Origin of the sequence: Microbacterium sp. CCNWLW134, assembly GCF_037083565.1 — a bacterium.
GTDB lineage: Bacteria > Actinomycetota > Actinomycetes > Actinomycetales > Microbacteriaceae > Microbacterium.
The window spans coordinates 975,048-1,000,720 of record NZ_JBAOJU010000002.1 but is presented as its reverse complement, the minus strand read 5'-3'; the positions used below and the strand labels follow the sequence as shown (position 1 = coordinate 1,000,720).

The 25,673-nt window shown below is 71.5% G+C and carries 23 protein-coding genes; 6 read left to right on the top strand and 17 right to left on the bottom strand.

The genetic code is table 11. From position 1 onward, the window contains the following. Positions 1-31: 31 nt before the first annotated feature. Positions 32-391 carry a TIGR04076 family protein gene (locus V6S02_RS15370; protein ID WP_124294051.1) on the top strand — a complete coding sequence of 120 codons (360 nt, stop codon included), beginning with the start codon at positions 32-34 and terminating at the stop codon, positions 389-391. Next, positions 388-1,401 (top strand): LLM class flavin-dependent oxidoreductase, encoded by a 1,014-nt coding sequence (locus V6S02_RS15365; protein ID WP_336401540.1) that lies wholly within the window; start codon positions 388-390, stop codon positions 1,399-1,401. The genes V6S02_RS15370 and V6S02_RS15365 overlap by 4 nt, the downstream gene beginning before the upstream one ends. Before the next feature lie 25 nt (positions 1,402-1,426). Here V6S02_RS15365 and V6S02_RS15360 read toward each other — a convergent pair whose 3' ends face one another. From V6S02_RS15360 to V6S02_RS15345, 4 genes are read right to left on the bottom strand one after another with little or no spacing between them, the layout of a single operon-like run. Continuing rightward, positions 1,427-3,112: a DUF885 domain-containing protein gene (locus V6S02_RS15360; RefSeq protein ID WP_336401539.1), complete on the bottom strand. Its 1,686-nt coding sequence runs from the start codon at positions 3,110-3,112 to the stop codon at positions 1,427-1,429. A gap of 57 nt (positions 3,113-3,169) precedes the next feature. Beyond that, the gene (locus tag V6S02_RS15355; protein WP_336401538.1) at positions 3,170-4,039 is read right to left on the bottom strand and encodes a polyphosphate kinase 2 family protein; all 870 of its coding nucleotides are present in this window, start codon (positions 4,037-4,039) and stop codon (positions 3,170-3,172) included. A 47-nt stretch (positions 4,040-4,086) separates the two neighbouring features. Beyond that, on the bottom strand, positions 4,087-5,883 hold the full coding sequence (gene menD, locus V6S02_RS15350; protein WP_336401537.1) for a 2-succinyl-5-enolpyruvyl-6-hydroxy-3-cyclohexene-1-carboxylic-acid synthase: 1,797 nt from the start codon (positions 5,881-5,883) through the stop codon (positions 4,087-4,089). Between the two features lies 1 nt (position 5,884). Continuing rightward, complete coding sequence (locus tag V6S02_RS15345) at positions 5,885-6,349, bottom strand: PLD nuclease N-terminal domain-containing protein (protein ID WP_336401536.1); 465 nt, start codon at positions 6,347-6,349, stop codon at positions 5,885-5,887. 84 nt (positions 6,350-6,433) lie between these two features. Between V6S02_RS15345 and V6S02_RS15340 the strand changes: the two genes are divergently transcribed. Continuing rightward, positions 6,434-6,799, top strand: a complete 366-nt coding sequence (locus tag V6S02_RS15340; RefSeq protein ID WP_336401535.1) for a DUF4229 domain-containing protein — start codon at positions 6,434-6,436, stop codon at positions 6,797-6,799. On the opposite strand, the gene V6S02_RS15335 is transcribed toward V6S02_RS15340, so the two are convergent. The 6 genes from V6S02_RS15335 to V6S02_RS15310 are packed head-to-tail and all read right to left on the bottom strand — an operon-like array spanning position 6,763 to position 12,028. Next, positions 6,763-7,737 (bottom strand): 1,4-dihydroxy-2-naphthoate polyprenyltransferase, encoded by a 975-nt coding sequence (locus V6S02_RS15335; protein WP_124294057.1) that lies wholly within the window; start codon positions 7,735-7,737, stop codon positions 6,763-6,765. The two genes, V6S02_RS15340 and V6S02_RS15335, sit on opposite strands and share 37 nt — an antisense overlap. A gap of 24 nt (positions 7,738-7,761) precedes the next feature. Then, on the bottom strand, positions 7,762-8,922 hold the full coding sequence (locus V6S02_RS15330; RefSeq protein ID WP_336401534.1) for an AMP-binding protein: 1,161 nt from the start codon (positions 8,920-8,922) through the stop codon (positions 7,762-7,764). Positions 8,923-8,932: 10 nt separating this feature from the next. After that, on the bottom strand, positions 8,933-9,856 hold the full coding sequence (locus V6S02_RS15325) for a 1,4-dihydroxy-2-naphthoyl-CoA synthase (RefSeq protein ID WP_124294059.1): 924 nt from the start codon (positions 9,854-9,856) through the stop codon (positions 8,933-8,935). Continuing rightward, complete coding sequence (locus V6S02_RS15320; RefSeq protein ID WP_124294060.1) at positions 9,853-10,650, bottom strand: LLM class F420-dependent oxidoreductase; 798 nt, start codon at positions 10,648-10,650, stop codon at positions 9,853-9,855. The genes V6S02_RS15325 and V6S02_RS15320 overlap by 4 nt, the downstream gene beginning before the upstream one ends. A gap of 52 nt (positions 10,651-10,702) precedes the next feature. After that, positions 10,703-11,677, bottom strand: coding sequence for a permease prefix domain 1-containing protein (locus V6S02_RS15315; protein ID WP_336401533.1), 975 nt, complete (start codon positions 11,675-11,677; stop codon positions 10,703-10,705). A 9-nt stretch (positions 11,678-11,686) separates the two neighbouring features. Beyond that, complete coding sequence (locus tag V6S02_RS15310; protein ID WP_336401532.1) at positions 11,687-12,028, bottom strand: PadR family transcriptional regulator; 342 nt, start codon at positions 12,026-12,028, stop codon at positions 11,687-11,689. A gap of 79 nt (positions 12,029-12,107) precedes the next feature. Here V6S02_RS15310 and V6S02_RS15305 point away from each other — a divergent pair, with 79 nt between their 5' ends. After that, positions 12,108-13,088: an o-succinylbenzoate synthase gene (locus V6S02_RS15305; protein ID WP_124294063.1), complete on the top strand. Its 981-nt coding sequence runs from the start codon at positions 12,108-12,110 to the stop codon at positions 13,086-13,088. 17 nt (positions 13,089-13,105) lie between these two features. Here the strand turns inward: V6S02_RS15305 and V6S02_RS15300 are convergent, their stop codons facing one another. Then, on the bottom strand, positions 13,106-13,738 hold the full coding sequence (locus V6S02_RS15300) for a TetR/AcrR family transcriptional regulator (RefSeq protein WP_124294064.1): 633 nt from the start codon (positions 13,736-13,738) through the stop codon (positions 13,106-13,108). 121 nt (positions 13,739-13,859) lie between these two features. Here V6S02_RS15300 and V6S02_RS15295 point away from each other — a divergent pair, with 121 nt between their 5' ends. Next, complete coding sequence (locus V6S02_RS15295; protein ID WP_336401531.1) at positions 13,860-16,706, top strand: efflux RND transporter permease subunit; 2,847 nt, start codon at positions 13,860-13,862, stop codon at positions 16,704-16,706. Further along, a complete protein-coding gene (locus V6S02_RS15290; RefSeq protein ID WP_336401530.1) occupies positions 16,703-18,850 on the top strand; it encodes a YhgE/Pip family protein in 2,148 nt (715 codons plus the stop codon). Before V6S02_RS15295 ends, V6S02_RS15290 begins: the two co-directional genes overlap by 4 nt. 674 nt (positions 18,851-19,524) lie before the next feature. Here the strand turns inward: V6S02_RS15290 and ccsB are convergent. From ccsB to V6S02_RS15260, 6 genes are all read right to left on the bottom strand, one after another. After that, entirely contained in the window at positions 19,525-20,556 is a 1,032-nt protein-coding gene (gene ccsB / locus V6S02_RS15285; RefSeq protein WP_336401529.1) for a c-type cytochrome biogenesis protein CcsB, read from the bottom strand. Between the two features lie 284 nt (positions 20,557-20,840). Further along, positions 20,841-22,535: a cytochrome c biogenesis protein ResB gene (gene resB / locus V6S02_RS15280; RefSeq protein WP_336401528.1), complete on the bottom strand. Its 1,695-nt coding sequence runs from the start codon at positions 22,533-22,535 to the stop codon at positions 20,841-20,843. Beyond that, positions 22,516-23,397, bottom strand: coding sequence for a cytochrome c biogenesis CcdA family protein (locus V6S02_RS15275; protein ID WP_336401527.1), 882 nt, complete (start codon positions 23,395-23,397; stop codon positions 22,516-22,518). The genes resB and V6S02_RS15275 overlap by 20 nt, the downstream gene beginning before the upstream one ends. Further along, on the bottom strand, positions 23,394-24,002 hold the full coding sequence (locus tag V6S02_RS15270; RefSeq protein WP_336401526.1) for a TlpA family protein disulfide reductase: 609 nt from the start codon (positions 24,000-24,002) through the stop codon (positions 23,394-23,396). The genes V6S02_RS15275 and V6S02_RS15270 overlap by 4 nt, the downstream gene beginning before the upstream one ends. After that, on the bottom strand, positions 23,999-24,628 hold the full coding sequence (locus V6S02_RS15265) for a histidine phosphatase family protein (protein ID WP_124294070.1): 630 nt from the start codon (positions 24,626-24,628) through the stop codon (positions 23,999-24,001). Before V6S02_RS15265 ends, V6S02_RS15270 begins: the two co-directional genes overlap by 4 nt. Positions 24,629-24,637: 9 nt before the next feature. Next, complete coding sequence (locus tag V6S02_RS15260) at positions 24,638-25,657, bottom strand: DUF368 domain-containing protein (RefSeq protein WP_336401525.1); 1,020 nt, start codon at positions 25,655-25,657, stop codon at positions 24,638-24,640. Positions 25,658-25,673 lie beyond the last annotated feature (16 nt).

Sequence of the window (25,673 nt, the reverse complement as noted above, 5' to 3'; positions counted from 1 at the left end):
AGACGCGCGAGCGACTGACAGGATGAGCAAGATGAGCACCGTGAACCCGACCGAGCCTGCCTCCGAGAGTGGCGACGGCGCCACCTCCGATCTCTACGACCTCCGGGTCGTCGTCGAACGGATCGAGGGCCGGTCGGTCTGCGGCATGGCCGTGGGCGACCACATCGATCTCGTCGAGAGCAGCCGGCTGTGCCTTCCCGACGGCGGTCACTTCTGCCTCTACGCCCTCCAGGCCGTGCTCCCCCTCCTCCCGGCCAAGCAGCGGCAGCTTCCGGCCGGCGATTGGCTGGAGAGGGATGACCTCGTCGCCTGCCCCGACCCCGAGGAGCGACTGATCATGCGGATCGAGCGCACCGGCATCCGCTCCATCCCGACCGACGAGCTCACGTGAGCCGCCCCTCGCACCGGGTGCAGGTGAGCCTGGGCCTGCAGACCGACAAGCGCCTCGGCGAGTACGGCGCCCTCGCGCGCCTGGCCGAGGACCTCGGCTTCGACGGGGTGAGCGTCTTCTCCGATCTGCTCTATCAGCCGCCGATCGCCGCGCTGCTGGAGATGGCGGGCGCCACCTCCCGCATCCGGCTCGGATGCGCGTGCTGGAACCCCTTCACCCTCCATCCGTATGAGATCGCCGGTCAGTTCGCGCTCGTCGACGACGCGTCCGAGGGCCGTGCGTACCTGGGCCTCGCCCGCGGTTCGTGGCTCGAGGCCATCGGGCTCGAGCCCGAGCGGCCGATCACTGCGCTGCGCGATGCCGCCGGAGTGATCCAAGCCCTGCTCAGCGGCGCGGGTGAAGGGTACGACGGCCGGGTGTTCCGTCTCGAACCGGACGTGCGGCTGCGGTATCCGGTGGTGCGTCCGCAGGCCCCGGTGCTGATCGGCTCGTGGGGCCCGCGAGGCATGGCCCTGGCGGGCGAGATCGCCGACGAGATCAAGATCGGCGGCTCGGCGAATCCGGCGATGGTGCAGGTCGTGCGTGAGCGCCTCCGCCCCGGTGCGCAGAAGGCGGGTCGCGCCGAGGGCGAAGTCGGCGTCGTGCTCGGCGCCGTGACGGTCGTCGATCGCGACGGCGATGCGGCCCGGGCGCTGGCCCGGCGTGAGGTGGCGATGTACCTCGACGTGATCGCCGCCCTCGACCCGACCGTGGATCTTCCCGAGGGGCTGCTCCCCGGCATCCGCTCCCGGCTCGCCGAGGGCGACGAGGAGGGCGCGGGACGCCTGGTCCCCCGCGACGTGCTGGAGCTGTTCGCGTTCGCCGGCACTCCCGACGACATCGCACGCCAGGCGCATCTCCTGATCGATGCCGGTGTCGACCGGATCGAGTTCGGAACCCCTCACGGCCGGGTGCCTGCCGAGGGGATCGCGCTTCTCGGGCGTGAGGTGCTGCCGCAGCTGGCGGACTGACCGACGGCGCGTCGGCGGCGGTCGCTCAGCCCAGCAGGCGCTCGCGGAGCGGGTCGAGACCCATCGGACCGAGCGCCAGCGCGTCGCGATGGAATCGGCGGAGCGAGAACGCCTCGCGGTCGACGACCTCCCGCGCGTCGCGGGCCTGCGCCCACAGACGCGCACCGACGCGGAACGCCAGCGCCTGACCCGGCCAGCCGAGATAGCGGTCGACTTCGAATCCGGCGAGCGCCGGCTCGACGAGGGCGAAACGCTCGAGCAGATCGCGGGCAAGCTCGGGTGTCCAGGGCTGCGCGGGGACGATCACGTCGCCGGGTACCGGCCACCCGGTGTGCAGCCCGATGTCGGCGACGATGCGCACGGTGCGCCAGATCTGTCCGAGGAGGAGCCCCAGCCGCTCGGCGGGATCGCGGATGAGACCGAGTTCGTCCGAGAGCTGCTCGGCGTAGTGGGCCCACCCTTCGGCGTAGCCGTGGATGTGGCAGAGGTGCCGCTGCCACGGGTGCAGACCCGGATCGGAGGCGGTGACGACGAACTGCAGGTGATGACCAGGGAGGCCCTCGTGGTGGACGCTCGTCACCTCCTGCCAGCTGGCCGCGACCGGGATGCCGCTCGGAATCGTCCACACGATGCGGCTGGGTGCCGATCCATCCGGCGGCGCCGGGGTGTAGTAGACGACACCGCTGGATGCCTCGGAGACGACGCACTCCACGCGATCGACGGTCGGGGGCAGCTCGAAGGCGTCCGCGAGCGCGGAGATCGTCTCGGACACGCGGCTGCGAAGCCACGCGCGAATGGCGGGGATGCCGTCGAGCCGGTAGCGCGGGTCGACGTCGAGAAGGGCGGCGGCCGTGCGCACCGGGTCGTCACCCCCGCCCGGCACGGCTGAGCCCCCGAGGGTCGTGGCGAGCTCGCGCGACGCCGCGACGAGCCGGGTGAGCTCGGACCATCCCCACGCGTACGTCTCGGCGAGGTCGATCGAGGCGCCGAGCATCGCCGCGGCCATGCTCGGGTAGACCTCCGCCCCCACCCCGTCGACCGTTGGGGCCACGGGTCGCAGTTCGTCGCGGAGCACCCCGACCAGCTCGCGCAGGGCGTCGGCGCACAGGTCACCGGCGGTGCGCAGCCGGGCGCGGGTGGCGGAGTCGACGGCGTCATCGACCGGGATCGTGCCGAACCAATCGGTGTCGATCCACCGCTCGACCTGCGCGGCGAGCGTGTCGAGCTGCCGCACGGGCGCCACGCCTCCCCCGGTGAACCGCGCGGTGTTCTCGCGGGCCCAGCGCAGGCTGTCGATGTACTGGCGGGTGGCGGCGGGTACCGCTTCGATCCGGCGCAGCAGCGCCTCGCCCGCGGCATCCGCAGTCACGGTCAGGCCCTCGACGGCGTAGCGCACGAGGTGGATCGGAGTGGCGAGCCCCGCGACGAGCCGCGGGGTGAAGCCGGTGTCGAAAAGCAGCCGCTCGCGCTCCATGCGCTCCCGGAGGGCTGCGCGAAGCGCGGGGTCGCCGACCTCGGGGGCGAGGGCGTCGAGCCGGGCGATCACCTCGCCCTGCAGCGCGTAGCGCTCCTGCAGCCACGCCGGAGACAGATCCGGGAGGGCGGGTGCATCACTGAGGCCGATCGCCTGCGCCGCATCGGGCTCGCGTTCGGCGAGGCGGGCCACGTAGTGGTCGGCGATCAGGTGGACCGGGTCGGTGCTGGCGCTCACCGACCCAGCCTACGGACGCGCGGTCGAACCGGTGGTCCTGAGCCCCGGCGGCGCACTCTAGGCGGGCATCGTGGCGGCCAGCCGCTCCTTCTCGCGTTCGACGTCGAACGTCGCCGCAGGCCACCGCGGGTCGAGCGTCTCGAGCGCTTCCACGAGAAGTCGCTGCACGGCGATGCGCGCGTACCACTTTCGGTTGGCCGGAACCACATACCAGGGCGCGGCGGCCGTCGAGGTCCGGTCGAACATCGTCTGGTAGGCCGCCATATAGTCGGGCCAGAGCGCGCGTTCGTCCACGTCGCCGGGGTTGTACTTCCAGTGTTTATCGGGCCGGTCGAGCCGCTCCATGAGGCGGACGCCCTGCTCGGCGTACGAGATGTGCAGCATGACCTTGACGATGCGGGTGCCGCTCGCCACGACGCGGGCCTCGAAATCGTTGATGGCGTCGTAGCGCCGCTCGATCTCGTCGGCCGGCGCGAGGGCGCGGACGCGCCCGACGAGCACATCCTCGTAGTGCGACCGATCGAACACCCCGATGAATCCCGGCTCGGGGAGGCGCCGCTCGATACGCCAGAGGAAGTCGTGCGCGAGCTCCTCGGGGGTCGGCTTCTTGAACGCGGTGAGCATGACGCCCTGGGGGTCGACCGATCCGACGACATGCCGGACGATCCCTCCCTTGCCGGCGGAATCCATCGCCTGCAGCACGAGGAGCACGGCCTGGTCGGCCGCCCCGTTCCTGCTCGCGGCGTAGAGGCGCTCCTGCAGCTCATCGAGCCGGGAATCGTCGGCCAGGTCGGCGACGCCGTCGGCTTTGGATCCGTCGTAGGCCGGGGTGGCGTCGGGGTCGACGGCCGCGAGCTCGAAACCCTCCTCGACGCGAAGGGCGATCGCGGGGTCGCCGACCCAACCGGTGTCTTCTGCCGTCGTCATCCCGCCATGATGTCCCACCGCGGGTTGACGAGGGAAGAGCGGGGCGGTCAGCGGGTCAGCGGCACTTCGATGAGCAGACGCGACGCGCTCCCGGAGGTGAGCGCCTGATCGAGCTCCGACCGCGTTGCGGCCCGCCGGTACTCCCACCCGTAGGCGCTCGCGATCGCCTCGAGCCGCACCTCGTGAGGGGTGTAGAGCACGCGGTCCATGGCCTCGGGTGCGGCGACACCCGCGACCTCGAGCCCGTCGAAGATCGTTCCCCCGCCGTCGTTGCCGACGATCACCTGTATCCGCGGTGAGGGTTCGGCCGGCGGCACGAGCAGCGCGCCGACGTCGTGGAGCATCGCCAGGTCTCCGAGCAGCACCCGCGTCACACCGGCGGCCGCACCGCCGACGGCGTCCTGGCTCGCCAGGGCGATCCCCGTCGCGGTGGCGATCGTGCCGTCGATGCCGGCGAGCCCCCGGTTGGCGTGTACCCGCACCTTCTTGCCGCCGAGCAGGCTGTCAGCCACCCGCACCAACCGCGACGAGCCGAACATCAGGCGGTCGTGGGGCCAGGTCGCGCGCCACACCGCGTCGACGAGCGCAGCGCGGTCGACCGGTGCACGGAGCACCGCCAGCTCAGCAGCGATCGCCGGGAGCCGCTCATCGGGCACGGCCGACGACAGCGCATCGGGATCGGGCGCGGGGGGGCTGAGATCGACGGATGCCGCCTGCGATGCGCGCATCCAGGCACCGAGCCATTCGCGGTCGGCCGCTCCCGGGGCGACGGAGACGGCGTCGACCTGCAGGGTCGAGCCGTTGAGGTTGAGCGCCTCGCCCGGGCCGCGGACCGCGAGCACCGTCAGGTCATCGCGCGAGAGGAGGGAGGCGACCTCGCGACTGAGCGTGGGGTGGCCGAACACGACGACGCGTTCGACGCGGCCGCCGAGCGCAGGGTCGGCGAGCAGCGCGCGATACCCGTGCACCAGGTGCCGACCGAAGCGCGCGCCGCTGACGATCTCGGCGATGAGCGGCCACCCGCCCTCGTGGGCGAGCGCCTCCGCCCCGGCACCGGCGTCGGCCCCGGCGACGACCACGGTGCGGGGACCGCGTTCGAGCACGGTGCCGAGGTCGGTGTCGGTGGCGCTCGCCTCGTGCGCTCCCTCCGACCCGCCGATTCCCCCGCCGCCCTGGTAGAGAGCGCCGGAGGGTTCGGGCGGAGCGGCGTCGGAGGCGTCCGCGCCGGCCCGCGCAGCGAGCCACGTCGGCAGGGCGCCGGCGAGCGGGTCGCGGTACGGCAGGTTGAGGTGCACGGGCCCCGCGGGTCGCCCGGTCTCGCCGCGCGCGGCGGCGAGCGCTTCGCCGGCGGTCTGGCGCAGCATCGTCGTCTGATCGCTCCCACCCGACCGGTCGACCTCGGTCGGGACGGGAAGATCGGCATCCCACCGCGTGAACCCGGCGTACAGACCGGGCTGGCGCGTGGCTTGATTGGCGCCGATGCCGCGCAGCTCCGGCGGGCGGTCGGCTGTGAGGAGGATCAGCGGCACCCCCGCGTGATGGGCCTCGAGCACGGCCGGGAGGTAGTTCGCCGTCGCGGTTCCCGACGTGCAGACGAGCGCGGCCGGCATCCCCGTCTCGCGTCCGATCCCGAGGGCCACGAACCCCGCCACGCGTTCGTCGATGCGCACGTGGAGTCGCACGGCGCCCCGCCGTTCGAACTCGGCGGCGACCAACGCGAGCGCCTGCGAGCGCGAGCCGGGGCTCAGCACGAGGTGTCGGACACCGCCGGCCACGAGCGCCCCGATGAGGGCTGCGGCGGCATCGGTCGAGGGAGCCTGCGCCCCGGAGGTGTCGCCGGTCACCTCAGCTCAGCGGTCCGCGGGTGCCGAGCGGGTCATCGTCATCGGCCGGTCGCTCCCCCGTCCGGGCGGAGCGGTCGCGACCGCTCGAGGGCGGTTCGATCGTGTTGTCGGGCGCCGCACCGTGCTCGGGCGGCAGGTAGCGGGGGTCATCGGCCTCGGCATCCAGCTGCGCGAGTTCTTCTTCGAGGCGGCGGATGCGCTCGTCCTGATCGCTGATCGAGCCGATGCGCCCCAGGAACTCGGGGTCGTCGTCGGGAGCGCGACGCGCGGCGATCGTCTTCTTGCGCAGTCGTCCCACCACGAACCACAGCGCGCCGCCGAGCACGGGGAGGAGGATGACGATGAGGATCCAGATCGGCTTGCTCACACCCCGATGGCGGTTCGGCGGCTGCAGGGCGCAGTCGACGATGCTGTAGACCCAGAACACCGTGGCCAGCAATGCCGCGATGAGGAGCACCCTCGTCATGGGTCCATCCTAGGCGCGCTGGGCTGGGCGGGGCCTGGGGGTCGCGGGCGGAGGGGAGGAGGGAGCCCGACGTAAACTGGAGCCGTGAAAGCCCGATCCGCCCTGGTCTACTCCGTGCTGCGGCTTCTGGCGTTCCTGGTGCCCTTCGCCATCATGATGCTCTTCCCGATCTTCCAGCAGCTCTACTGGCTCGCGGCGATCTTCGCCGCCCTCATCGGGCTGAGCCTGTCGCTGCTGTTCCTGCGCCGCCCGCTCAACGAGGTCACCTCATCGCTCGGCGACGGCCGCCGCGAGCGCGCGGTCCGCGCCGAGAGTGCGGCCACCGACGCCGATGCGGATGCGGAGGATGCCGCCGCCGACGCGATCGGTACTGACGCGCGGGGTTCTGACGCGAGGGGTGAGCGTGCGGGCGATCAGCCGACGAACGCCCAGAACAAGAACACCCCGTAGGTCAGCGACGCGAGCGAGCTCAGCGCCAGCGCGACGACGAGTTCCCTGGGGAGTCGGTACGTCCAGACGATGAGCACCGCCGGGAGCGCCGCGAGCAGACCGAACAGGGTCAGCCACGCGATCGGGTAGAACAGCGCCAGCCATCCGGAGATGACGAACGGCACGAGGATCAGCACGGTGAAAAGCACCTGCGACCCGCGGCGCCCGATCAGCACCGACAGCGTGCGCTTGCCCGCCGTGCGGTCCTGATCGATGTCGCGGAGGTTGTTCGCCAACAGCACGGCGCATGCGAACAGGCCTGCGCCCACCGCCCCGAACCAGGCCTCCTGCGGCAGTGCGAGCGCCTGAACCCAGGTCGTCCCGAGGGTCGCGACGAGGCCGAAGAAGAGGAAGACGACGACCTCGCCCAGCCCGTAGTACCCGTAGGGACGCTTCCCGCCGGTGTAGAACCAGGCCGCGACGAGGCAGACGGCGCCCACGAGCAGCAGCCACCACTGCTGGGTGCGGATGACGATGGCAAGGCCCGCCACCGCGGCGAGCCCGAAGAACACCAGCGCCACGATGAGCACGGTGCGCGGCTTCGCCTTGCGGGCGCCGGTCAGCCGCGCGGGGCCGACGCGGAAGTCGTCGGTGCCCCGGATGCCGTCGCTGTAGTCGTTGGCGTAGTTGACCCCGATCTGGAGGCACACCGCCACCGCGAGGCAGCACAGCGCCACGACCCACCGGAGCGAGTCGAGCACGAGCATCGAGGCGCCCGTGCCGATGAGCACCGGGGTGACCGCGAGCGGCAGGGTGCGCAGGCGTGCGGCGCCGATCCAGTCGCGCGCGGTCGCCTTCTGCGGCGCGCGGGTCGGGGCGACCGGAACGCGCTGCGGGTTGCCGCCGGGGCGGGGGCGGGATGCCGGACGCTTGCGCTTCTTGCTGGAGGTTCGTGCCACGAGGTCACATCCTAGGGCTGGCCACTATCGGTGCCCCGCCACGAGCCGCCGGATCGCCTCACGGTCGGGCTTTCCCGAGGGCAGGGCGGCCACCTCGTCGACGAGGATCAGGCGGGAGGGGCGGGCGTGGGCGCCGATCTCGGCGGCCACGGCCGCCCGGGCCTCGGCGAGCTGGGTGGCTTCGCTGCGGCGGAGCGCCTCCCCGCGGGCGGCGACGATCACCGAGGCCTCGCCCCAGCGGTCATCCGCCACCCCCACCACGACGGCGGAGTGCAGTCCCGGCACCGATCGCACCACGCGCTCGACCCGGTCGAGCGAGACGTTGATGCCGCCCGAGACGATCACGTTGTCCAGGCGCCCGCGCACCCGCAGCACACCGTCGTCGATGAGGCCCGCATCGCCGGTGCGGTACCAGCGCGTACCGTCGCGTGCGGTGACGAAGGCCGCATCGGTGCGCACCGGGTCGTCGAGGTATCCCTCGGCAAGGGTCGGACCCGACAGCTGCACCTCCCCGTTCTCGATCCGCAGCCCCACCCCGTCGAGCGGCACACCGTCGTAGACGCAGCCGCCGCTCGTCTCGGTCGCGCCATAGGTGCGGACGATCCGCGCCCCGGCCTCCTCGGCGCGCTCGAGCACCGCTGCGGGGAGGGCCTGGCCGCCGATGAGGATCGCCTCGAAGGAGCGGAGGGCCGTGCGCACCGCGGTGTCGTGCTCGGCGGCGTCGAGGAGGCGGATCAGCTGGGCGGGGACCAGGGAGGTGAAGGTCGGCACGCGATGCCCGTTCTCGCTCGAGACGAGCATGAGCGCCGCCGATGCGAACGCCTGCGGCTGGAACGGACCCGAGAGCAGGCCCGGCTGCCGGTCGGCGACGAGCGACCGGACGAGTACTTGGAGACCGGCCACATAGCTCGCGGGGAGCGCGAGGAGCCACGCCCCGTCGCCGATGCGTGCCGCGGTGGCGAGTGCACTGGCGGTGAGCGCCGATCGGCTGAGGACGACGCGTTTGGGGATCCCGGTCGACCCCGACGTCGTGACCACCACCGCGGTGCCGGCAGGGACCTCCTCCTCCGGCCTCGCCGCATCGGTCATGCCGAGGCCGAGCGCAGGACCGGCCCCGAGCACGGCCGCGCGCAGCGCCGGCAGGATGTCGCGGGGGTCGTCGCCGTCGACCGGGTGGAGCTTCACGCCGGACCCGTCAGTAGTGCCAGGGGTAGGGCGACCAGTCGGGGTCACGCTTCTGCAGGAACGCGTCGCGGCCTTCGACCGCCTCGTCGGTGCCGTAGGCGAGGCGCGTCGCCTCGCCCGCGAACAGCTGCTGGCCGGCGATGCCGTCGTCGACGGCATTGAAGGCGAACTTCAGCATGCGGATCGCGGTCGGAGACTTCGTGAGGATGACCCGGGCCATCGACAGCGCCTCGCGCTCGAGATCGTCGTGGTCGACCACACGGTTGACCGCCCCCATCTCGTAGGCCCGCTCGGCGGAGTACTCCTCGGCGAGGAAGAACACCTCCCGGGCGAACTTCTGCCCGATCTGACGGGCGAAGAACGCCGAACCGTAGCCGGCGTCGAACGACCCCACGTCGGCGTCGGTCTGCTTGAAGCGGCCGTGCTCGCGGCTGGCGATCGTGAGATCGCACACCACGTGCAGCGAGTGCCCTCCACCCGCCGCCCATCCCGGCACCACCGCGATGACCACCTTCGGCATGAACCGGATGAGACGCTGCACCTCGAGGATGTGCAGTCGCCCGAGCGCCGCGCGCGCTTCGCCGGACTCATCGCCGGCGTCATCCGTCCCGTCGTACTGGTAGCCGGTACGCCCGCGGATGCGCTGGTCGCCGCCCGAGCAGAACGCCCAGCCGCCGTCCTTGGGGCTCGGGCCGTTGCCGGTGAGGAGCACCACGCCGATGCGCGGATCCTGCCGGGCGATGTCGAGGGCGTCGTAGAGCTCGTCGACCGTCCGCGGACGGAAGGCATTGCGCACCTCGGGACGGTCGAACGCGATGCGCGCGATCCGCCCGTCGGTGGAGACGTGGGCGGTGATGTCGGTGTACCGCTCCGCGCCGGGGGCTGCGACCCACTCGGCCGGATCGAAGAGGTCGGAGACCGCTTCGGGACTCACACCGCGCTCCCGCTGCCGTTCTTGGCGTCGCGCCAGCGCAGCCACCCGGCGATCACGTCGTAGTCGGCCTCGGAGGGCGCCCACCCGAGGGTGAACAGCCGGACGCCGGCGTCGAAGAGAGCGTCGGCGTCGGACTGGTCGCGGCGCTGCAACTCGTTCGAGACGACGAGGTCAGTGACATCGGTCCCCTCCTTCTCAGCCCAGGTGTCGATGACACCGAGCTTGTGGCCGAGCTCGTCGGGGGTGACGAAGCTGTGCCAGATGTCGGCGTGGCGGGCGACCAGGCGCAGGGTTTTCTGCTCACCCTTGCCGCCGATCATGATCGGGATGTCGCGGGTGGGTGCCGGGTTGAGCTTGCCCCACCGCGCAACCACGCGCTCGAGGCCCTCGGCGAGATCGTTCAGGCGCGAGCCGGCGGTGCCGAACTCGTAGCCGTACTCGGTGTAGTCGCGCTCGAACCAGCCCGAGCCCGTGCCGAAGATGAAGCGGCCGCCGCTGATGTGGTCGAGGGTGCGGGCCATGTCGGCCTGCAGGTCGGCGTTGCGGTAGCTGTTGCAGTTCACCAGCGAGCCGAACTCGACCCGCTCGGTCTGCTCGGCCCAGGCGCCGAGCATGGTCCACGACTCGAAGTGCAGGCCGTCGGGGTCGCCGAACAGGGGGAAGAAGTGGTCCCAGTTGAACAGGATGTCCACGCCCATCTCCTCCAGGCGGAGGACCGCGTCGCGGATCTGCGGGTAGGTGGCGTGCTGGGGCTGGATCTGCACCCCGAGGCGCACGGGAGTATCGAGAAGCATGTCGCCAGCCTAGAACGCGGGGCGTGGGGCCGGATCGCGGTTCGACGTCGGGTCACCGCCCGAGCATCGCTCCGCCCCGCCCTCGGCGCGCCTTGAGGAAGGCGTCCACCGTGTCCCACGCCGCGATGGCGACGATCCCGAAGCCGAAGATCACCGAGAGGATGCCGGCGACATCGTCGCCGCCCTCGCCGATCACCGTAGGGAAGAACTCGGCGTTCAGCAGCCGTCCCTGCGTGAGGAGCCACACCGCCGCGGTGACGAACACGGCGTTCAGCACGAGGTTCGTCACGGCGAGCGCCGGCGTCCACCGCCCGACGAGGTAGACGACGATCGTGAGAACAGCCTCAGCAACGGCGAGGATCACGAGGCCCGCGAACCACGTCGGCCAGAGACCGGGGTCGAGGAACGACAGCCCGCGCTCGGACGGGACGAATCCGATGGCGAGATCCCACAGCACCAGCCCCACCCCCAGCACGAGGAACACCAGCTGCCCCACCATGTCGCCGAATCCGGCGCCGCGCGGGCGCGGCTCGGGGAGCCGGTCGAGCGACCATTCCCCGAGACCCATGTCGGCGCGACGCTGGACGGTGCGCTCCACGATGGCGAAGACGAGCACGGTCCAGAACCCGAGGTTGACCGTCACTTGGATCAGCGTCACGACGACCGAGCCGACCAGCTCGCCGAAGCTCGCTCCGCTCAGGGTCTGGGCGAGTGCCACGCCGAAGGCGGCGCACGGCAGCACGATCGCGAGCAGCAGCTTCAGCAGCCGCCACCAGTCGAGGAAGTAGCGGGGGCCGATCAGCTGCAGCGGCCGATCGGTGTACTGGGCGGCGAGCACCTCGGGGTCGCCGAGGGAGGTCAGCACGGCCCGCTCGGCGGCAGCGGGGTCTTCACCGCCGGCGATGCGGGCGTCGATCTGGTCGTCGATGGATCCGCGGAGTTCCGCAGCGAGATCGGGGCGCTGCGCCTCGGGCACCGTGCGCATCGCGGCGTCGATGTAGCGGTCGGTCAGGGTGGTCGTGGTCATGGCGTGTCCTCAGGAGGCGGATGAAGCGGGAAGGTCGGCGATCGCGCGGGCGAGCGCCTCGAAGTCGGCGCTGAGGGCAGCGGCGAGCCGCACCCCTTCGGCGCTCGTGCGATAGAACTTGCGCGGACGTGCCTCGTCGGTATTCCACTCGCTGGTCAGATGCCCCTGCTTCTCGAGGCGGCGCAGCAGGGGGTAGAGCGTGTTGGCGTCGACGTCGAAGCCGCGCGACTGCAGCTCCTCCAGCAGGCCGTAGCCGTACCCGGGGTCCTGCAGGAGCCGCAGGCACGCCAGCACGACGGTCCCGCGACGGAGCTCCTGCAGGTGGGTGTCGAGGGCTTCGGTCTCGCTCATGGCTGACACTGTACTGTGTGTCACACACTATCGTCAATGACACGATGATGGATGCTGCGGCACCGGCCACAATGGGCGGATGACACTCCCCCGGCTCGACGATGTCCTGGAACGACTGCATGTCGTGTCCCTGCCGCTCGTCACGCGCTTCCGCGGTCTCGACAGCCGCGAACTGGCTCTGATCGAGGGACCCGAGGGGTGGACGGAGTTCTCGCCCTTCGTGGAGTACGACGATCGCGAGTCGAGCGCGTGGCTCGCCGCCGCGCTGGAGTACGGCTGGTCCCCCACTCCCCCGGCACGGCGCGACCTCATCCCGGTGAATGCGACCGTGCCGGCCGTGCCCGCGGCATCCGTCCCCGAGGTGCTCGCGCGGTTCGCCGGCTGCCGCACCGCGAAGGTGAAGGTCGCCGACCCGGGCCAGCGTCTGGCCGACGATGTGGCCCGCGTGGCGGCCGTGCGCGAGGCGATGGGACCGGAGGGACGCATCAGGATCGACGCCAACGGCGCCTGGAACATCGACGAGGCCGAGCACGCCGTGCGGGCCATGGAGCATTACGACCTCGAATACGTCGAGCAGCCCTGCGCGAGCATCGACGAGCTCGCCGAGCTCCGGCGCCGCATCTCGCGTCTGGACATCCCCGTGGCCGCCGACGAGAGCGTGCGCAAGGCCGACGACCCGCTGGCCGTCGCCCGCGCCGAGGCCGCGGACCTCCTGGTCATCAAGGCCCAGCCGCTCGGCGGGGTGTCACGCGCGCTGCGCATCGTCGCCGAGGCGGGGCTTCCCGTCGTCGTCTCCAGCGCGCTGGACTCCGCGGTCGGCCTGTCGATGGGGGCCGCCCTGGCCGCAGCGCTCCCCGAGCTCCCCTATGACTGCGGCCTGGGCACGGGCGCCCTCTTCACCGAAGACGTCTCGGACTATGTCGCCCAGGACGGAGCCCTGCGCGTGGTCCGGCCGGTTCCCGACCTCGGAGTGTTGGAGCGGCGCGCCGTCGACGCCGAGCGCCGGCAGTGGTGGGTGGAGCGCATCGCGCGCTGCCACGCCCTTCTCGCGATGGAGTGACGCGCCCCCGGCCGGGCTCAGTCGTCGACGAGCACCAGGTGCGCGATCTGCGCGACCTCGGCACGGCAGCGCTTCTCGCGTTCGTCGTCGTCGAGACCGGCCATCACCGCGCGGACGAGCGTGGACTCCCACGACGAGATGAACAGGCGGGCAGCGTCGGCAGCCGGCACCCGGAAGCGCACCCTCGTCGAGCGTCCGATGTCGTCGATGATGCGCGCGACGCTCGCGTGCATCTCGTCCTGCTGCCGCAGGTACCCCTCGGCGAAGCGAGGGTTGCGGAGCGCGTGCATGCGGATCTCGCTCATGAGGAGCACGCCCAGCCGGTCTTCGGCGGGTCCGTCCAGCACCCGCTGCACCACCGCCTGGATGGCATCGGTGGTCACCTCGAGGTGGCCGCCGTCTTCGAGCTCGGCCACCCGCACCGCAACCGCCTCGACGCGCGCCTCCCAGACTCGGGCCGCGAGCTCCAGGAAGAGCTCCTCTTTGCTGTCGAAGTTGGAGTAGAACGCGCCGCGGGTGAACCCGGCGCGCTCGCACACCGCCTCGACCGAGGCGGCGTCGAGGCCTGACTCGGCGAAGACCTCACCGGCGGCATCGAGCAGGCGCTGGCGCGTGGCATCACGACGGCGTGCGGGGGTGGTGCTCGTCATCGGTCCTCCTTCGACTTTCACGGGAACTCCCCAGACTGGCGGTCCGGGCGCGCTTTACGATACACCTGTGTATTGGATACAGCGCTGTATCGATATCTGATCCCCGTTTCCAGGAGGCGCCGTGTCCACACTGCTGTACGCACTCGGACGTTGGTCGTTCCGTCGGCCGTGGAAGGTGCTCGTCGCCTGGCTGCTCCTGCTCGCCCTGGCCGGCGGCGGCGCCGCCCTGTTCTCCCAGGGAACCGACAACTCCTTCTCGATTCCCGGCACCGAGGCGCAGGAAGGCCTCGAGGAGCTTAATCGCACGTTCCCGCAGGTGAGCGGCACGAGCGCGCAGCTGGTGGTGGTCGCCGCGGACGGCGACCAGATCGACGACGAGGCGTATCGCAGCGCCATCGACGACGCGGTGGCGGATTTCGCAGACCTCGACGATGTCATCGCCGTCACCGACCCCTACGACGACACCATCAGCGGCCTTGTCTCCGATGACGGCACAGCCGCCATCATCCGGATGCAGTTCGAGGGTCAGGCGACCGAGATCTCGGACCAGACCGTCTCGTCGGCCGAGGCCATCGCCGACGAGCTCGCCGAGACTCTGCCCGCGGGGTCGCAGGCGGCTCTCGGCGGCGATCTGTTCTCCACCGCGGTGCCGACGCTGACCATCATCGAGGCGATCGGCGTGCTCATCGCCCTGTTCGTGCTGATGATCACCTTCCGCTCGATCGCCGTGGCGTGGTTCCCGCTCATCAGCGCCATCATCGGCGTCGGTCTCGCGGTCGCCCTGATCTTCGTCGCCACGGTGTTCTCGACCATCTCGTCGACGACGCCGCTCTTGGCGGTGATGCTCGGACTCGCGGTCGGCATCGACTACTCCCTCTTCATCGTCGCGCGACATCAAGATCAGGTGCGCGCCGGGATGGAACCCGAGGAATCGGCCGCGCGCGCCACCGGCACCGCCGGCTCGGCCGTCGTCTTCGCCGGGGTGACGGTGCTGATCGCCCTCATCGGCTTGTCGTTCGCCGGCATCCCGTTCCTCACCACCATGGGGATCGCCGCGGCCGTCGCCGTCGCGATCGCCGTGGTGGTGGCACTGACCCTCACTCCGGCTCTTCTCGGCTTCGCCAAGGGGCGGGTCGTCGGCTGGAAGCGGCGACGGGCACCCAAGGCGCTGAAGGCGGACGGCCCGAAACGCCCCAACCGCTGGGTGATGTTCGTCACGCGCCGCCCCCTCCTCACCACCATCGCCGTCGTCGCGGCGCTCGGCGCGGCCGCGATTCCGGCCGCGAGCCTCACCCTCGCCCTCCCCAACGCCGGGATGCAGAGCGAGGAGAGCGAGGCCCGCCAGGCCTACGACCTCGTCGCGGAGAAGTTCGGCCCCGGGGCCAACGGCCCGCTCATCATGACCGGGACGATCGTCACCTCGACCGACCCGCTCGGCCTGATGGACGACCTCGCGGCCGAGATCGAGCAGGTGCCCGGCGTGAAGGAGGTGGCCCTGGCCACCCCCAACGAGACCGCCGACACCGGCATCATCCAGATCGTCCCCGAGACCGCTCCCGACGACCCGGCCACCGCCGATCTCGTCCGCGAGCTGCGTGCGGAGCACGACCGGCTCCTCGATGAGTACGGCGTGGATCTGAAGGTCACCGGCTTCACGGCGGTCGCCATCGACATCTCCGACCGGCTGGGTGAGGCGCTGCTCCCCTTCGGGATCTTCGTGGTCGGGCTCTCGCTCGTCCTCCTGATGATCGTCTTCCGCTCGATCTGGGTGCCGCTGAAGGCCGCCGCCGGCTACCTCCTCTCGGTCGCCGCCGGATTCGGCGCCGTCGCGGCGGTGTTCGAGTGGGGCTGGTTCGCCGACCTGCTCCACGTCTCGCGCACCGGACCGGTGATCAGCTTCATGCCGATCATCCTCATGGGCGTGCTGTTCGGCCTGGCCATGGACTACGAGGTCTTCCTCGTCTCGCGCATGCGCGAAGACTTCGTCCATGCACGACGGCGCCTGGGCCGCAATCCTTCGCGCGACGAGCTCCGGGCGATCGCGGTCGGCGCGGTGCGCTCGGGCTTCACCGCGTCCGCCCGCGTGGTGACCGCGGCGGCGGTGATCATGTTCGCCGTGTTCGCGGCCTTCGTCCCCGAGGGGGATACGTCGATCAAGCCCATCGCGCTCGGGCTCGCCGTCGGGATCGCCGTCGACGCCTTCATCGTGCGCATGACGCTCGTGCCCGCGGTCATGACCCTGCTGGGTGAGAAGGCCTGGTGGTTCCCGAAGACACTCGACCGGATGCTGCCGCACTTCGACATCGAGGGTGAGGCCGTCGAGCGCGAGATCGCGCTCGAGGACTGGCCCGAGCGCGACACGACCGCCGCGGTCGTGGCCGAGGGGGTCGGCGTCGGCGACGGCGGCGAGGGCGACGGTGGCGGTGACGTCGTGTACGCCGGCGCCTCGTTCCGGGTGGAGCCGGGGTCGACGCTCATCGTCACCTCCGATGATGCGCGCGCTGCACGCGGACTGCTCCTGACCATCGCGGGGCGCCTGGCCCCCACCGAGGGTCGCATCAAGGTCGAGGGGCACCTCCTCCCCGAGCGCGCCGCATGGGTGCGCCCACGGGTCGGTGTGGCGCTGCTGCACAACAACGACGATCCCGCGGGCGAGCTCCGCGAGGCCTTCGACGGCGGCAGCCGGGTGGTGGTGGTCGACGCGCTGGACTCGATCGAGACCCAGTCGCTCGCCGCTCGCGATCAGGCCCTCGCCGTGCTGCGGCAGAGCGGCGAAACGACCCTCATCGTGTCGGCCAGCGACGCGGCCTTCGCCGAGCGCGCCCTCACCGAAGCAGGTCGCGCCGGGGTCACGGTGCTGTCGGTGAGCGGCCCGCCCGCGGCATCCGCACTCGCCCGCTCGTCCCGTTCCTCGCGCTCCGATGACGCAGCGTCTTCGACCTCCCCCTTCGATGAGGTGTTCTCATGACTCTTCCCCTCGAACGCGCGCGCAGCCCGAAGCCGGTGACGTGGCTGACGATCCTCGGGGTGCTGCTGCTGCCGGTGATCGTCGGCGGCATCCTCGTCGCCGCGCTCTACAACCCCACCGAGCGGCTCGATCAGCTGAACGCCGCGATCGTGAACGACGACGAACCGGTCGAGATCAACGGACAGACGGTGCCTCTCGGCCGTCAGCTGAGCGCCGGGCTCGTCGAAGGGTCGGATGACCTCGAGAGCAACCTCACCTGGACGATCTCGAACGAGGATGACGCAGCCGAAGGCCTCGTCGACGGCACGTATGCGGCGGTCGTGACGATCCCCGCGAACTTCTCGGCCGCGGCGACCTCGACGCAGCCGGGCGAGACGCCCGAGCAGGCGACGATCGAGGTGACGACACCACCCGACAGCCGCGTGGTCGACGACGCGATCACCGCGCAGGTGACGACCACCGCCGCCTCGCTGGTGGGGCAGCAGCTGTCGGAGACCTACCTCGAGAACGTGTTCCTCGGATTCACGACGCTCGGCGAGCAGCTCGGCGAGGCGGCCTCCGGGGCGGACCAGCTCGCCGACGGCGCGGGCCAGCTCGCCGACGGTGCGTCGCAGGCCGCCGACGGGGCGGCCGCGCTGCCGGGCGGCATCTCCGAGCTCGGGTCGGGGGCGTCGCAGCTCGCCACCGGTGCCACGGGCCTGTCGCAGGGCGCTTCGGCGCTGCAGAGCGGGCTCGTGCAGATCGGCGGCGGCATCGGCGGGGCGGCCGACGGTGCGCGGCAGATCTCGAGTGGATTGCGAGGCGGCGCCGACCAGCTGGAGCGGGACGGGCTCGTGCCGGCACAGGTATCGGGTTTCGCCGACGTCGCGGCCGCATCGACCGTGACCGTGGCGACCGAGATCGGCGTCGCCGCACAGACGCTCGTCGGCGTGGCGCAGAGCGCCGGAGCACTCTCGGGCACGCTCGCGGGTCTCAGCGCCGACTGCGTGGCGTCGGGGGCGAGCGAGGAGTACTGCGGGCGCGTCGCCGCGGCCTCGACGGCGGGAGGCGCGGTTGCGACCGGCGTCGGCGCGTCGGCGGCCCAGATCGGCGGGATCGCGCAGGGATCGGCGACGCAGGCGGCCACCGATGCGGGCACGGTTCCGGTGGTGCTCGATCGGTTCAACACCGAGGCGACCGCGCAGCTCGTCGGGCAGTTCCGACAGACCGCCGACGGCGTCGACTCGCTCGCCTCCGGGCTCGATCAGCTTCAGGCCGGAACGAACCAGTCGGCGTCGGGCGCCGGAGAGCTGGCCTCGGGGGCGACCCAGATCGGCTCCGGCGCCGGGGCGCTGGCCAGCGGCGCCGGCCAGGCCGCGGCGGGCGCGCAGTCGCTGGCCGATGGCGTGCAGGGGCTCAGCGACGGCGCGACCGAGGTCGCCGACGGCACGACGAGCCTCGCCGACGGACTCGCGACGGCGACGGAGGAGATCCCGACCTACACCGATAGCGAGGCGACCGACCTCGCCACGGTGGTGGCCGACCCGGTCGCCGCGCAGGGGGTGGGCGACAACCTGTTCGGCGCCTCGGCGATCCCGCTGCTGTCCACCCTCGCGCTGTGGTTCGGCGGACTCGGCACGTTCGTAGCGCTCCAGGCGGTGTCGCGGCGCGCGCTCACCTCGCGGGCGCCCTCGGCCGTGCTGGCGCTCCGCGGATTCCTGCCCGCGGCCGTCATCGGCGCCGTGCAGGGCGTGCTGATCGCCGGCATCGTGCAGCTCGCGGCGGCGTACACGTGGGGCGAATGGACGGTCTACGCCGCGGTCTGCGTCGTCGCCGGTGTCGCCTTCGCCGCTGTGAACCAGGCGTTGGTCGCCGTCTTCGGCGGTGTGGGCCGGTGGATCTCGGCGCTCGTGGGTGTGCTCGTCGTCGCGACCGGGGTCGTCTCGACCGTGCCGGGCGCACTGACCTCGGTCGCGTCGCTGCTGCCGACCGCCCCCGCGTACCAGGGGATGCTCGCCGCCCTCACCTCGGCCGACGGTCTCGGTGCGGGTCTGGCCGGCCTCGCCGTCTGGACGATCCTGGCGCTCATCGCCTCGGTGCTGGCGGTTACCCGTCGGCGGACGGTGTCGGCCCGATCGCTGAAGGCCGCGCCCGCGCCGGCGTGACCGTCGCGGGCCCCCGCCCCAGCCCCCTGCCCCTGCCCCTGCCCCAGCCCCAGCCCCACGTCCCCTTCGCCGACCCGTCAGAAAACGCGGCCCCGAGGCATCCGGAGCCGCGTTTTCTGACGGATCGTGCGTGGGGTGGCGCGCCCGCGGACCCACCGCCCGCGGACCCACGGACCCGCCGCCCGCCCGACCGCCCTGCGCCGCGAGCGGTCGAGGAGCGCCGCCCCGCGTCGGCCTGACTCGGCCCCCGTGTCGCACGCGATCCGTCAGAAGATGCCGCCCCGGTTCATGCTCGGCCGCGCTTTCTGACGGGTCGCGCGTGGCGGGCACGCCCGCGCGCACGCGATCCGTCAGAAGATGCGGCCCCGGTTCGTCGCGGGCCGCGTTTTCTGACGGGTCGCGCGTGGCGGGCACGCTCGCGCGCACGCGGACCCACCGCCGCGCGCCTGCCGCCGCCCGGCCTCCCCGCACCGCGAGCGGTCAAGAAGCGCCGCCCTACGCCATCCGGAGCCGCGTTTTCTGACGGGTCGCGCGTGGGGTGGCGCGCCCGCGCGCCGCGCGCCCGCCCGACCTCCCCGCACCGCGAGCGGTCAAGAAACGCCGCCCTGCGCCATCCGGAGCCGCGTTTTCTGACGGGTCGTGAATGCGGGCTGGGCGATCGCGCGGAGCGCGCCTCAGCTCAAGCCGCTGTAGGCGTGCAGGCCCTTGAAGAACATGTTCACGATCGTGAAGTTGAACAGCACCGCGGCGAACCCGATGATCGACAGCCATGCCGACCGCGAGCCGCGCCAGCCGCGCGTCGCGCGCGCGTGGATGTACCCGGCGTAGAGCACCCAGATGACGAAGGTCCAGACTTCCTTGGTGTCGAAGCCCCAGTAGCGGCCCCAGGCGTCGTTCGCCCAGATCGCTCCGGCGATGAGCGTGAATGTCCAGAACATGAAGCCGATGATGGTGAAGCGGTAGGCGAGCGACTCCAGCGCCTCCGAGCGCGGCAGGGTGCGCAGGAACCCCGGTCCCTTCGCCTTCGTCTCGCGCCGCGACTGCATGAGCTGGAGCACCGACAGCCCGAAGGCCAGGGCGAACAGCGCCGTCGCGAGCGACGCGACGAAGACGTGGATGACGAGCCACACGCTCTTGAGCGGGTCCATCAGCGGCACGATCTCGACGTAGAACGCCAGCGTCGCCCCGCCGAGGAGCAGCACGGTGAGCCCGGTGATGAGCGAGCCGAGGAAGCGCAGATCCGACCGCACGAGCGCGGCGAGGTACACCGCGATGATGAGGAGCGTGCCGGTCAGGGCGAACTCGTACATGTTCGACCACGGCACACGCTCGGCGGCGATGCCGCGCGTGACGGTCGCCCCCAGGTGGAAGAGGAACCCCAGCACCGTCAGGACCGTGCCGACCCGCGCCCACACCAAGCGGGGCTTCTTCACACCCTCGGCCTGCGTCCACGACACCGAATCCGAACCGGATGCCACGGGCCCCGCGCCCCGCGCCGACGTCGTCGATCCGCCTGCGGCAGCCCCGACGAGTTCGCGTGCCTCGGTGCGGACGGCGCCGCTCGCGGCATCCTTCTCCTCGATCGCCGACGCCGAACGGCGGGCGAGATCGATCGCATAGGCGACGAAGGCGAGGGCGTAGATCGCGATGGCGGTCCAGACCAGGAGAACCGAGACCGAATCGAGCGTCAGGGCGGCGTCGGGCATGGATCCCAGTCTACGCGCGGGTCTCAGCGCCGAGCCGGGGTTGGTTCGCCGTCGTGACATCCCGCCCGCCTCGCCGACCTCGGGCTGCTCCGCGGAGAAATCCGCGCTCGCGACGAGTCACCCTCCGGTGCGCGGCGGCTTCGCGCGAAGGCGGGTTGGTCGGCGGGACTGAGCCCCTTCGCCGAGCGAGTGCACCCTCGCGAGCAGATGGTGCACCCTCGCGAGCATGGAGTGCACCCTCGCGGGCGGGGCGGGGCGGGGCGGGGCGGGGACCCGGCCGCGGACTAGACGCGCTCGCGGAGCACGCCGTCCACGGCGGAACCGTGCCGCTCGGCGAGCTGATCCACCGCGGCCGCCAGGCCCGGATCCTCGCCGCGGGCGAGCCCCGCGTACTCGAGCTTCACGGAGTCGCCGGACGGCGTGGCGCGCGCCCACATGCGGCGCCGCGGCACGAACAGGCCCGCGAGCAGCCCCGCCATGGCGAGAACCGAGAACGCCAGCACCCACGGCGCACCCACGTCGCGGTGCACCGAGAGCGACACGTACCGCTTGACCGACTCGTCGTACCCCTGCGCGCCCTCGGTCGCCTCGTCTTCGAAGGTGATGGTCCCGCGCCCGCCGGGAAGGTCGGCGGTGTCGCCGGGGGCGAGCTGGATCGAGTCGACACCGGTGTCGCCACCGGTCAACCGGTCCATGTCGCCGGTGTCGAGCGCGTAGACCGAACGAGGAATACCGTCGTCGATCCCCAAGTCGCCCTCGTAGACGTCGAGCGAGACGACGGGGTTGATGAGCGCCGGATAGGCCGACGTGAACGCCCCGGTGTCCAGCGGCGCCTCGGTCGGGTAGAAGAACCCCACGAGGCCGAGCTGCTCCGACAGCCCGTCGGGGATCTTCACCACGCCGAGCGAGGTCATGTTCGTGTCCTGCGGCAGGAAGGGCACCGACTCGGAGAACACCACCTCGCCCGCCGGATCGCGGACGGTGAGCGTCGGGGCGTACCCGTTGCCCATGAGGTAGATGCGGTCGCCGGCGAGCTCGAGCGGGGCGTTCACGCGCACCACGCCCTCCTGCGGCGCCTCGCCCGCGAGCTGCGTGGTGAGGTTCGCGGCGAAATCGCCCGCCTGCCCCGCCCCGTTGGAGCCGACAGGCTGGTAGGTCACCTCGAAGTCCTCGAGCGTCATCGCGTAGGGCACGAGCTGCTCTTCGTCGACGAAGCGGCCGGGGTTGAACGAGGAGTAGTCCAGCAGCGAATTGACCCAGGTGCGCCCCTCGATGATCACGCTCTGACCGGTGTAGGTGAAGCCGCCGCCGATCCCGACCGCGAGGAGCACGCCGACGAGTGCGCCGTGGAACAGCAGGTTCCCGGTCTCACGCAGGTACCCGCGTTCGGCCGACACCGACAGCCCATCGTCGTACCGTTCGACGCGGTAGCCGGCCCGCCGCAGCTGGTCGTGGGCGAGGTCGATCGCGAGGCGCGCGTCATCCGCGGCATCCTCCGACGGCACCGGCACGACCCGCTCGCGATGGTCTTCCAGCCGCGTCAACCGCGCGGGCGTGCGCGGCGGACGAGCGCGCAACGCCTTCCAGTGATGCTTGGTGCGCGGGATGACGCAGCCGATCAGCGAGATGAACAGCAGGATGTAGATCGCCGAGAACCACGGCGAGATGTAGACGTCGAACAGGCTCAGGTTGTCGAGCACCGGCGCCAGGTCGGGGTTGTCGGTGAACCACTGCGTCACACCGTTCGGGTCGGCGCTGCGCTGCGGGAAGATCGAGCCCGGCACCGCGGCGATCGCGAGGAGCAGCAGCAGCACGAGCGCGGTGCGCATCGACGTCAGCTGACGCCACGCCCAGCGCAGCCAGCCGACGAGTCCGAGCGCGGGCTGGTCGGGTGCGGATGACCCGGAGTCGGCGTGATCCGATGGCCGCAGCGGATCCGCGGCGACACCGGCACCGGCGTCAGAGCGGGAGCGGGACACTGAGGAACACCCCCTGCAGTTGCGCCATGAGGGCGGTCCAGACGCCGGTGACCATGAGCAGACCGAGGATCACCAGCAGGGTCCCGCCGACGAGGTTGACGGTGCGGATGTGACGGCGGAGGAACGCCACCGATCGCGTCGCCCAGCCGAAGCCGAGGGCGAGCAGGAGGAACGGGATGCCGAGGCCGAGCGAATATGCCAATCCGAGCATGCCCGCTCGAACCGGGTCGCCGAAGTTCCACGACATGGCGAGGATCGCGCTGAGCGTCGGGCCGATGCAGGGCGCCCAGCCGATCCCGAGCGCGAGACCGAGGAGGGGCGCGCCGACGAGCCCCAGGCTGCTGCGGATCTGCGGCCGTGCGATCTTCTGAGCGAACCCGAAAACCCCGATGAAGACGAGCCCGAGGAGGATGACCACGACACCGAGCACGCGCGTGATGAGGTCGGTGTATTCGATGAAGAAGCGCCCGAGCGTGCCGCCGAAGATGTTGATCGCCATGAACACGACGGTGAAGCCGGCGATGAAGAGCAGGGTGCCGAGCACGAGGCGACCGCGACCGGCCTGCGTGGCCCTGGCCTCGTCTGCGCCGGCCGCTCCGCCCGCATCGGCGCGCGGAGAATCGGCTGAGACGCGGAGGCCCGAGGCCGAATCGTCCGCGCCTCGGCCGATCGTCCGCGCGCCGGAAGGCGCAGGGGTGCGCACCGGCTCAGGGCGCGGCGCCACCGCGCCCCCGATGAAGCCGAGATACCCCGGCACGAGCGGGAGTACGCAGGGCGAGAGGAACGACACCAGCCCCGCGGCGACCGCGATCGGCAGCGCGAGCCAGAGAGCGCCGTCGGCGATCAGCGCGGAGATGTTCACGACGGGTCCGCCAACTCGCCCACGATGGTGTCGAGCACCGAGGCGTCTTCGAGCTGGCCGATGATCCGCGCGGCGACGCGCCCCTCGCGGTCGAGCACGAGCGTGGTCGGCGTGGCGTTCAGCGGTGTCCGCTCGGCGAAGGCCAGCTTGATCGAGCCGTCTTCCACGGCGAGCGCGCTGGGGTAGGTGACCCCGTACGTGTCGGCGAACGCCAGCGACGCCTGCGCGGAGTCGTAGGTGTTCACCCCGAGGAACGACACCCCGTCGTCGGCGTACTCCTGGTTGACCTCTTCGAGGAACGGCGCCTCCACCCGGCAGGGCGCGCACGCGGCGTACCAGAAGTTCACCACCAGCACCTCGCCGGCGTAGTCGGCCTCGGTGACCGTCGACCCGTCGTCGAGCACGCCCGAGAAGGCGACCGGCTCGCCACGGTCGGCTTCGGGGATCTCCACGACCCGGAAATCGCCGGCGATGAACCCGGTGTTCGCCCCCTCGCGATACTGCTCGGCGAGCGGGTCGTTCGAGCACGCGGCGAGACCGCCGACCAGCACGAGGGCGACGAGAGCGGATGCCACGGCCCGGCCGCGACGCATGAGCGAGGTCATACGGCCCCCTCGTCACGCGCGCCGGCGAGACTCGCCGGTTCGACGTAGCCGACCTCGGTCCAGGTGTTCTTCACCATCTCGAAACTCGTCACACTCGACAGGGCGCAGCGGCGCTCACGGGGATCGTGCCGCGAGGGCAGACCCGCCGCAGCGAGGTGGGTGACCCAGATCGGCAGCTGATGCGAGACGATCACCACATCGCCGCCGTCCACCGCCTCCCACGCCTCGGTCATCGCCGCGTTCATCCGCGCGATCACCTCGTTGTAGGGCTCACCCCAGCTCGGCAGGGCAGGTCGGCGCAGGTGCCGCCAGTTCCACGGGTTCAGCAGGGCCCGGAACATCCGCTTCCCCTCGAACACGTTCGTCGGCTCGATCACGCGCTCGTCGACGACGGGCTCGAGTCCGAATGTCTCGGTGAACGGCTCGGCCGACTCGCGGGTGCGCTGCAGCGGCGAGCACACCAGGCGGCTGACGCCCCGCCCGGTCTCGCGGACGTATTCGGCCGCCTCCTGCGTCATCCGTCGCCCTTCGGCGCTCAATCCGTAGCCGGGAAGACGGCCGTAGAGCACGCGGCGGGGGTTGTCGACCTCCCCGTGACGCACGAGATGGAGGCGGTCTGCGGGCACCTGCCCAGTCTAAAGGCGCGGCTTCTGGGGAGTTTCTGAACCATGCTCGGCGTCGAGAGATCGACGCGCCAGCGCATTCTCGACGAGCAGGAGCACGAACACCGCCGCAGCGCCCAGCAGTGCCAACACGAGAGGCCCCGCCACCGGGTCGTAGGGCGCGACCGGCGAACCCACGCCGTGCGTCTCGCCGGGAGACAGTTCCTGCCAGGGCCAGAGCGCCCGGAGCGACCCGAGCATCAGCCCCGACATCGCCAGCAGTGTCAGCCGGCGGTGGCGCTCGAGCAGGCGTCGCATGGCCTGCACGATGGTGACGAGACCGAGCAGCGCACCCGCGGCGAACACCCCGAGGTAGGCGAGGTTCCTCTCATCCACGGCGAGCAGCGTCGGCGAGTACAGCCCGATCGCGAGGAGGAAGAACGAGCCCGAGACGCCCGGGACGACGAGGGCGCAGACGGCGATCGCCGCGGCGAAGAAGACGATGATCAGGGAAGGGTCGACGGCCACCGCGCCGCCTGCCAGGCCCACGAGCGCGAAGGCGAGGATGGCGGAGGCGAAGAAGACCGCGACTCCCCCGATGCGTGCGGTCGTGGAACGGCGAAGGCGCGGGATCTGCTGCAGGGGAACGACGATGCTCGCAGCGACGAGACCGAAGAACAGTCCGCGGGACAGTTCCGGGTTGGCCGACACCATCGACTCCACGATCCCCGCCAGGGTGAGCACCATCGCCACCATGCCGAGGAGGACGGGAAGGATCAGCGCGACGTCGACCTGCCGAAGCTCCCGGGCGGCGTTTCGTCGCCGGTCGGGGCCCGAGACCACGATGCGCGCAGCCGTGACGACGTGCGACGCCGACGTGATGAGCCTTTCGTAAACGCCGGTGATGAGCGCCACGGTGCCGCCGGAGATCCCGGGGATGAGCTCTGCGAGGCCGATCAGGGCGCCGCGGACCACATTCAGCAGGAAGGACGGGATCGCCAGGAGCACCTTCGCGGGCGTGGCGGCTGGCGGCGTCGTGGCAGGCGTCGTCATGTCAGCGAGGATACGC

What these genes read in the sequence shown, in the direction of transcription:
- V6S02_RS15345 (WP_336401536.1), bottom strand. Translation starts at nt 6,349, where the DNA reads ATGACGAGGGTGCTCCTCATCGCGGCATTGCTGGCCACGGTGTTCTGG.
- V6S02_RS15315 (WP_336401533.1), bottom strand. Translation starts at nt 11,677, where the DNA reads ATGACCACGACCACCCTGACCGACCGCTACATCGACGCCGCGATGCGC.
- V6S02_RS15290 (WP_336401530.1), top strand. Translation starts at nt 16,703, where the DNA reads ATGACTCTTCCCCTCGAACGCGCGCGCAGCCCGAAGCCGGTGACGTGG.
- V6S02_RS15300 (WP_124294064.1), bottom strand. Translation starts at nt 13,738, where the DNA reads ATGACGAGCACCACCCCCGCACGCCGTCGTGATGCCACGCGCCAGCGC.
- V6S02_RS15305 (WP_124294063.1), top strand. Translation starts at nt 12,108, where the DNA reads ATGACACTCCCCCGGCTCGACGATGTCCTGGAACGACTGCATGTCGTG.
- V6S02_RS15320 (WP_124294060.1), bottom strand. Translation starts at nt 10,650, where the DNA reads ATGCTTCTCGATACTCCCGTGCGCCTCGGGGTGCAGATCCAGCCCCAG.
- V6S02_RS15310 (WP_336401532.1), bottom strand. Translation starts at nt 12,028, where the DNA reads ATGAGCGAGACCGAAGCCCTCGACACCCACCTGCAGGAGCTCCGTCGC.
- V6S02_RS15270 (WP_336401526.1), bottom strand. Translation starts at nt 24,002, where the DNA reads ATGACCTCGCTCATGCGTCGCGGCCGGGCCGTGGCATCCGCTCTCGTC.
- V6S02_RS15355 (WP_336401538.1), bottom strand. Translation starts at nt 4,039, where the DNA reads ATGACGACGGCAGAAGACACCGGTTGGGTCGGCGACCCCGCGATCGCC.
- V6S02_RS15260 (WP_336401525.1), bottom strand. Translation starts at nt 25,657, where the DNA reads ATGACGACGCCTGCCACGACGCCGCCAGCCGCCACGCCCGCGAAGGTG.
- V6S02_RS15370 (WP_124294051.1), top strand. Translation starts at nt 32, where the DNA reads ATGAGCACCGTGAACCCGACCGAGCCTGCCTCCGAGAGTGGCGACGGC.
- ccsB (WP_336401529.1), bottom strand. Translation starts at nt 20,556, where the DNA reads ATGCCCGACGCCGCCCTGACGCTCGATTCGGTCTCGGTTCTCCTGGTC.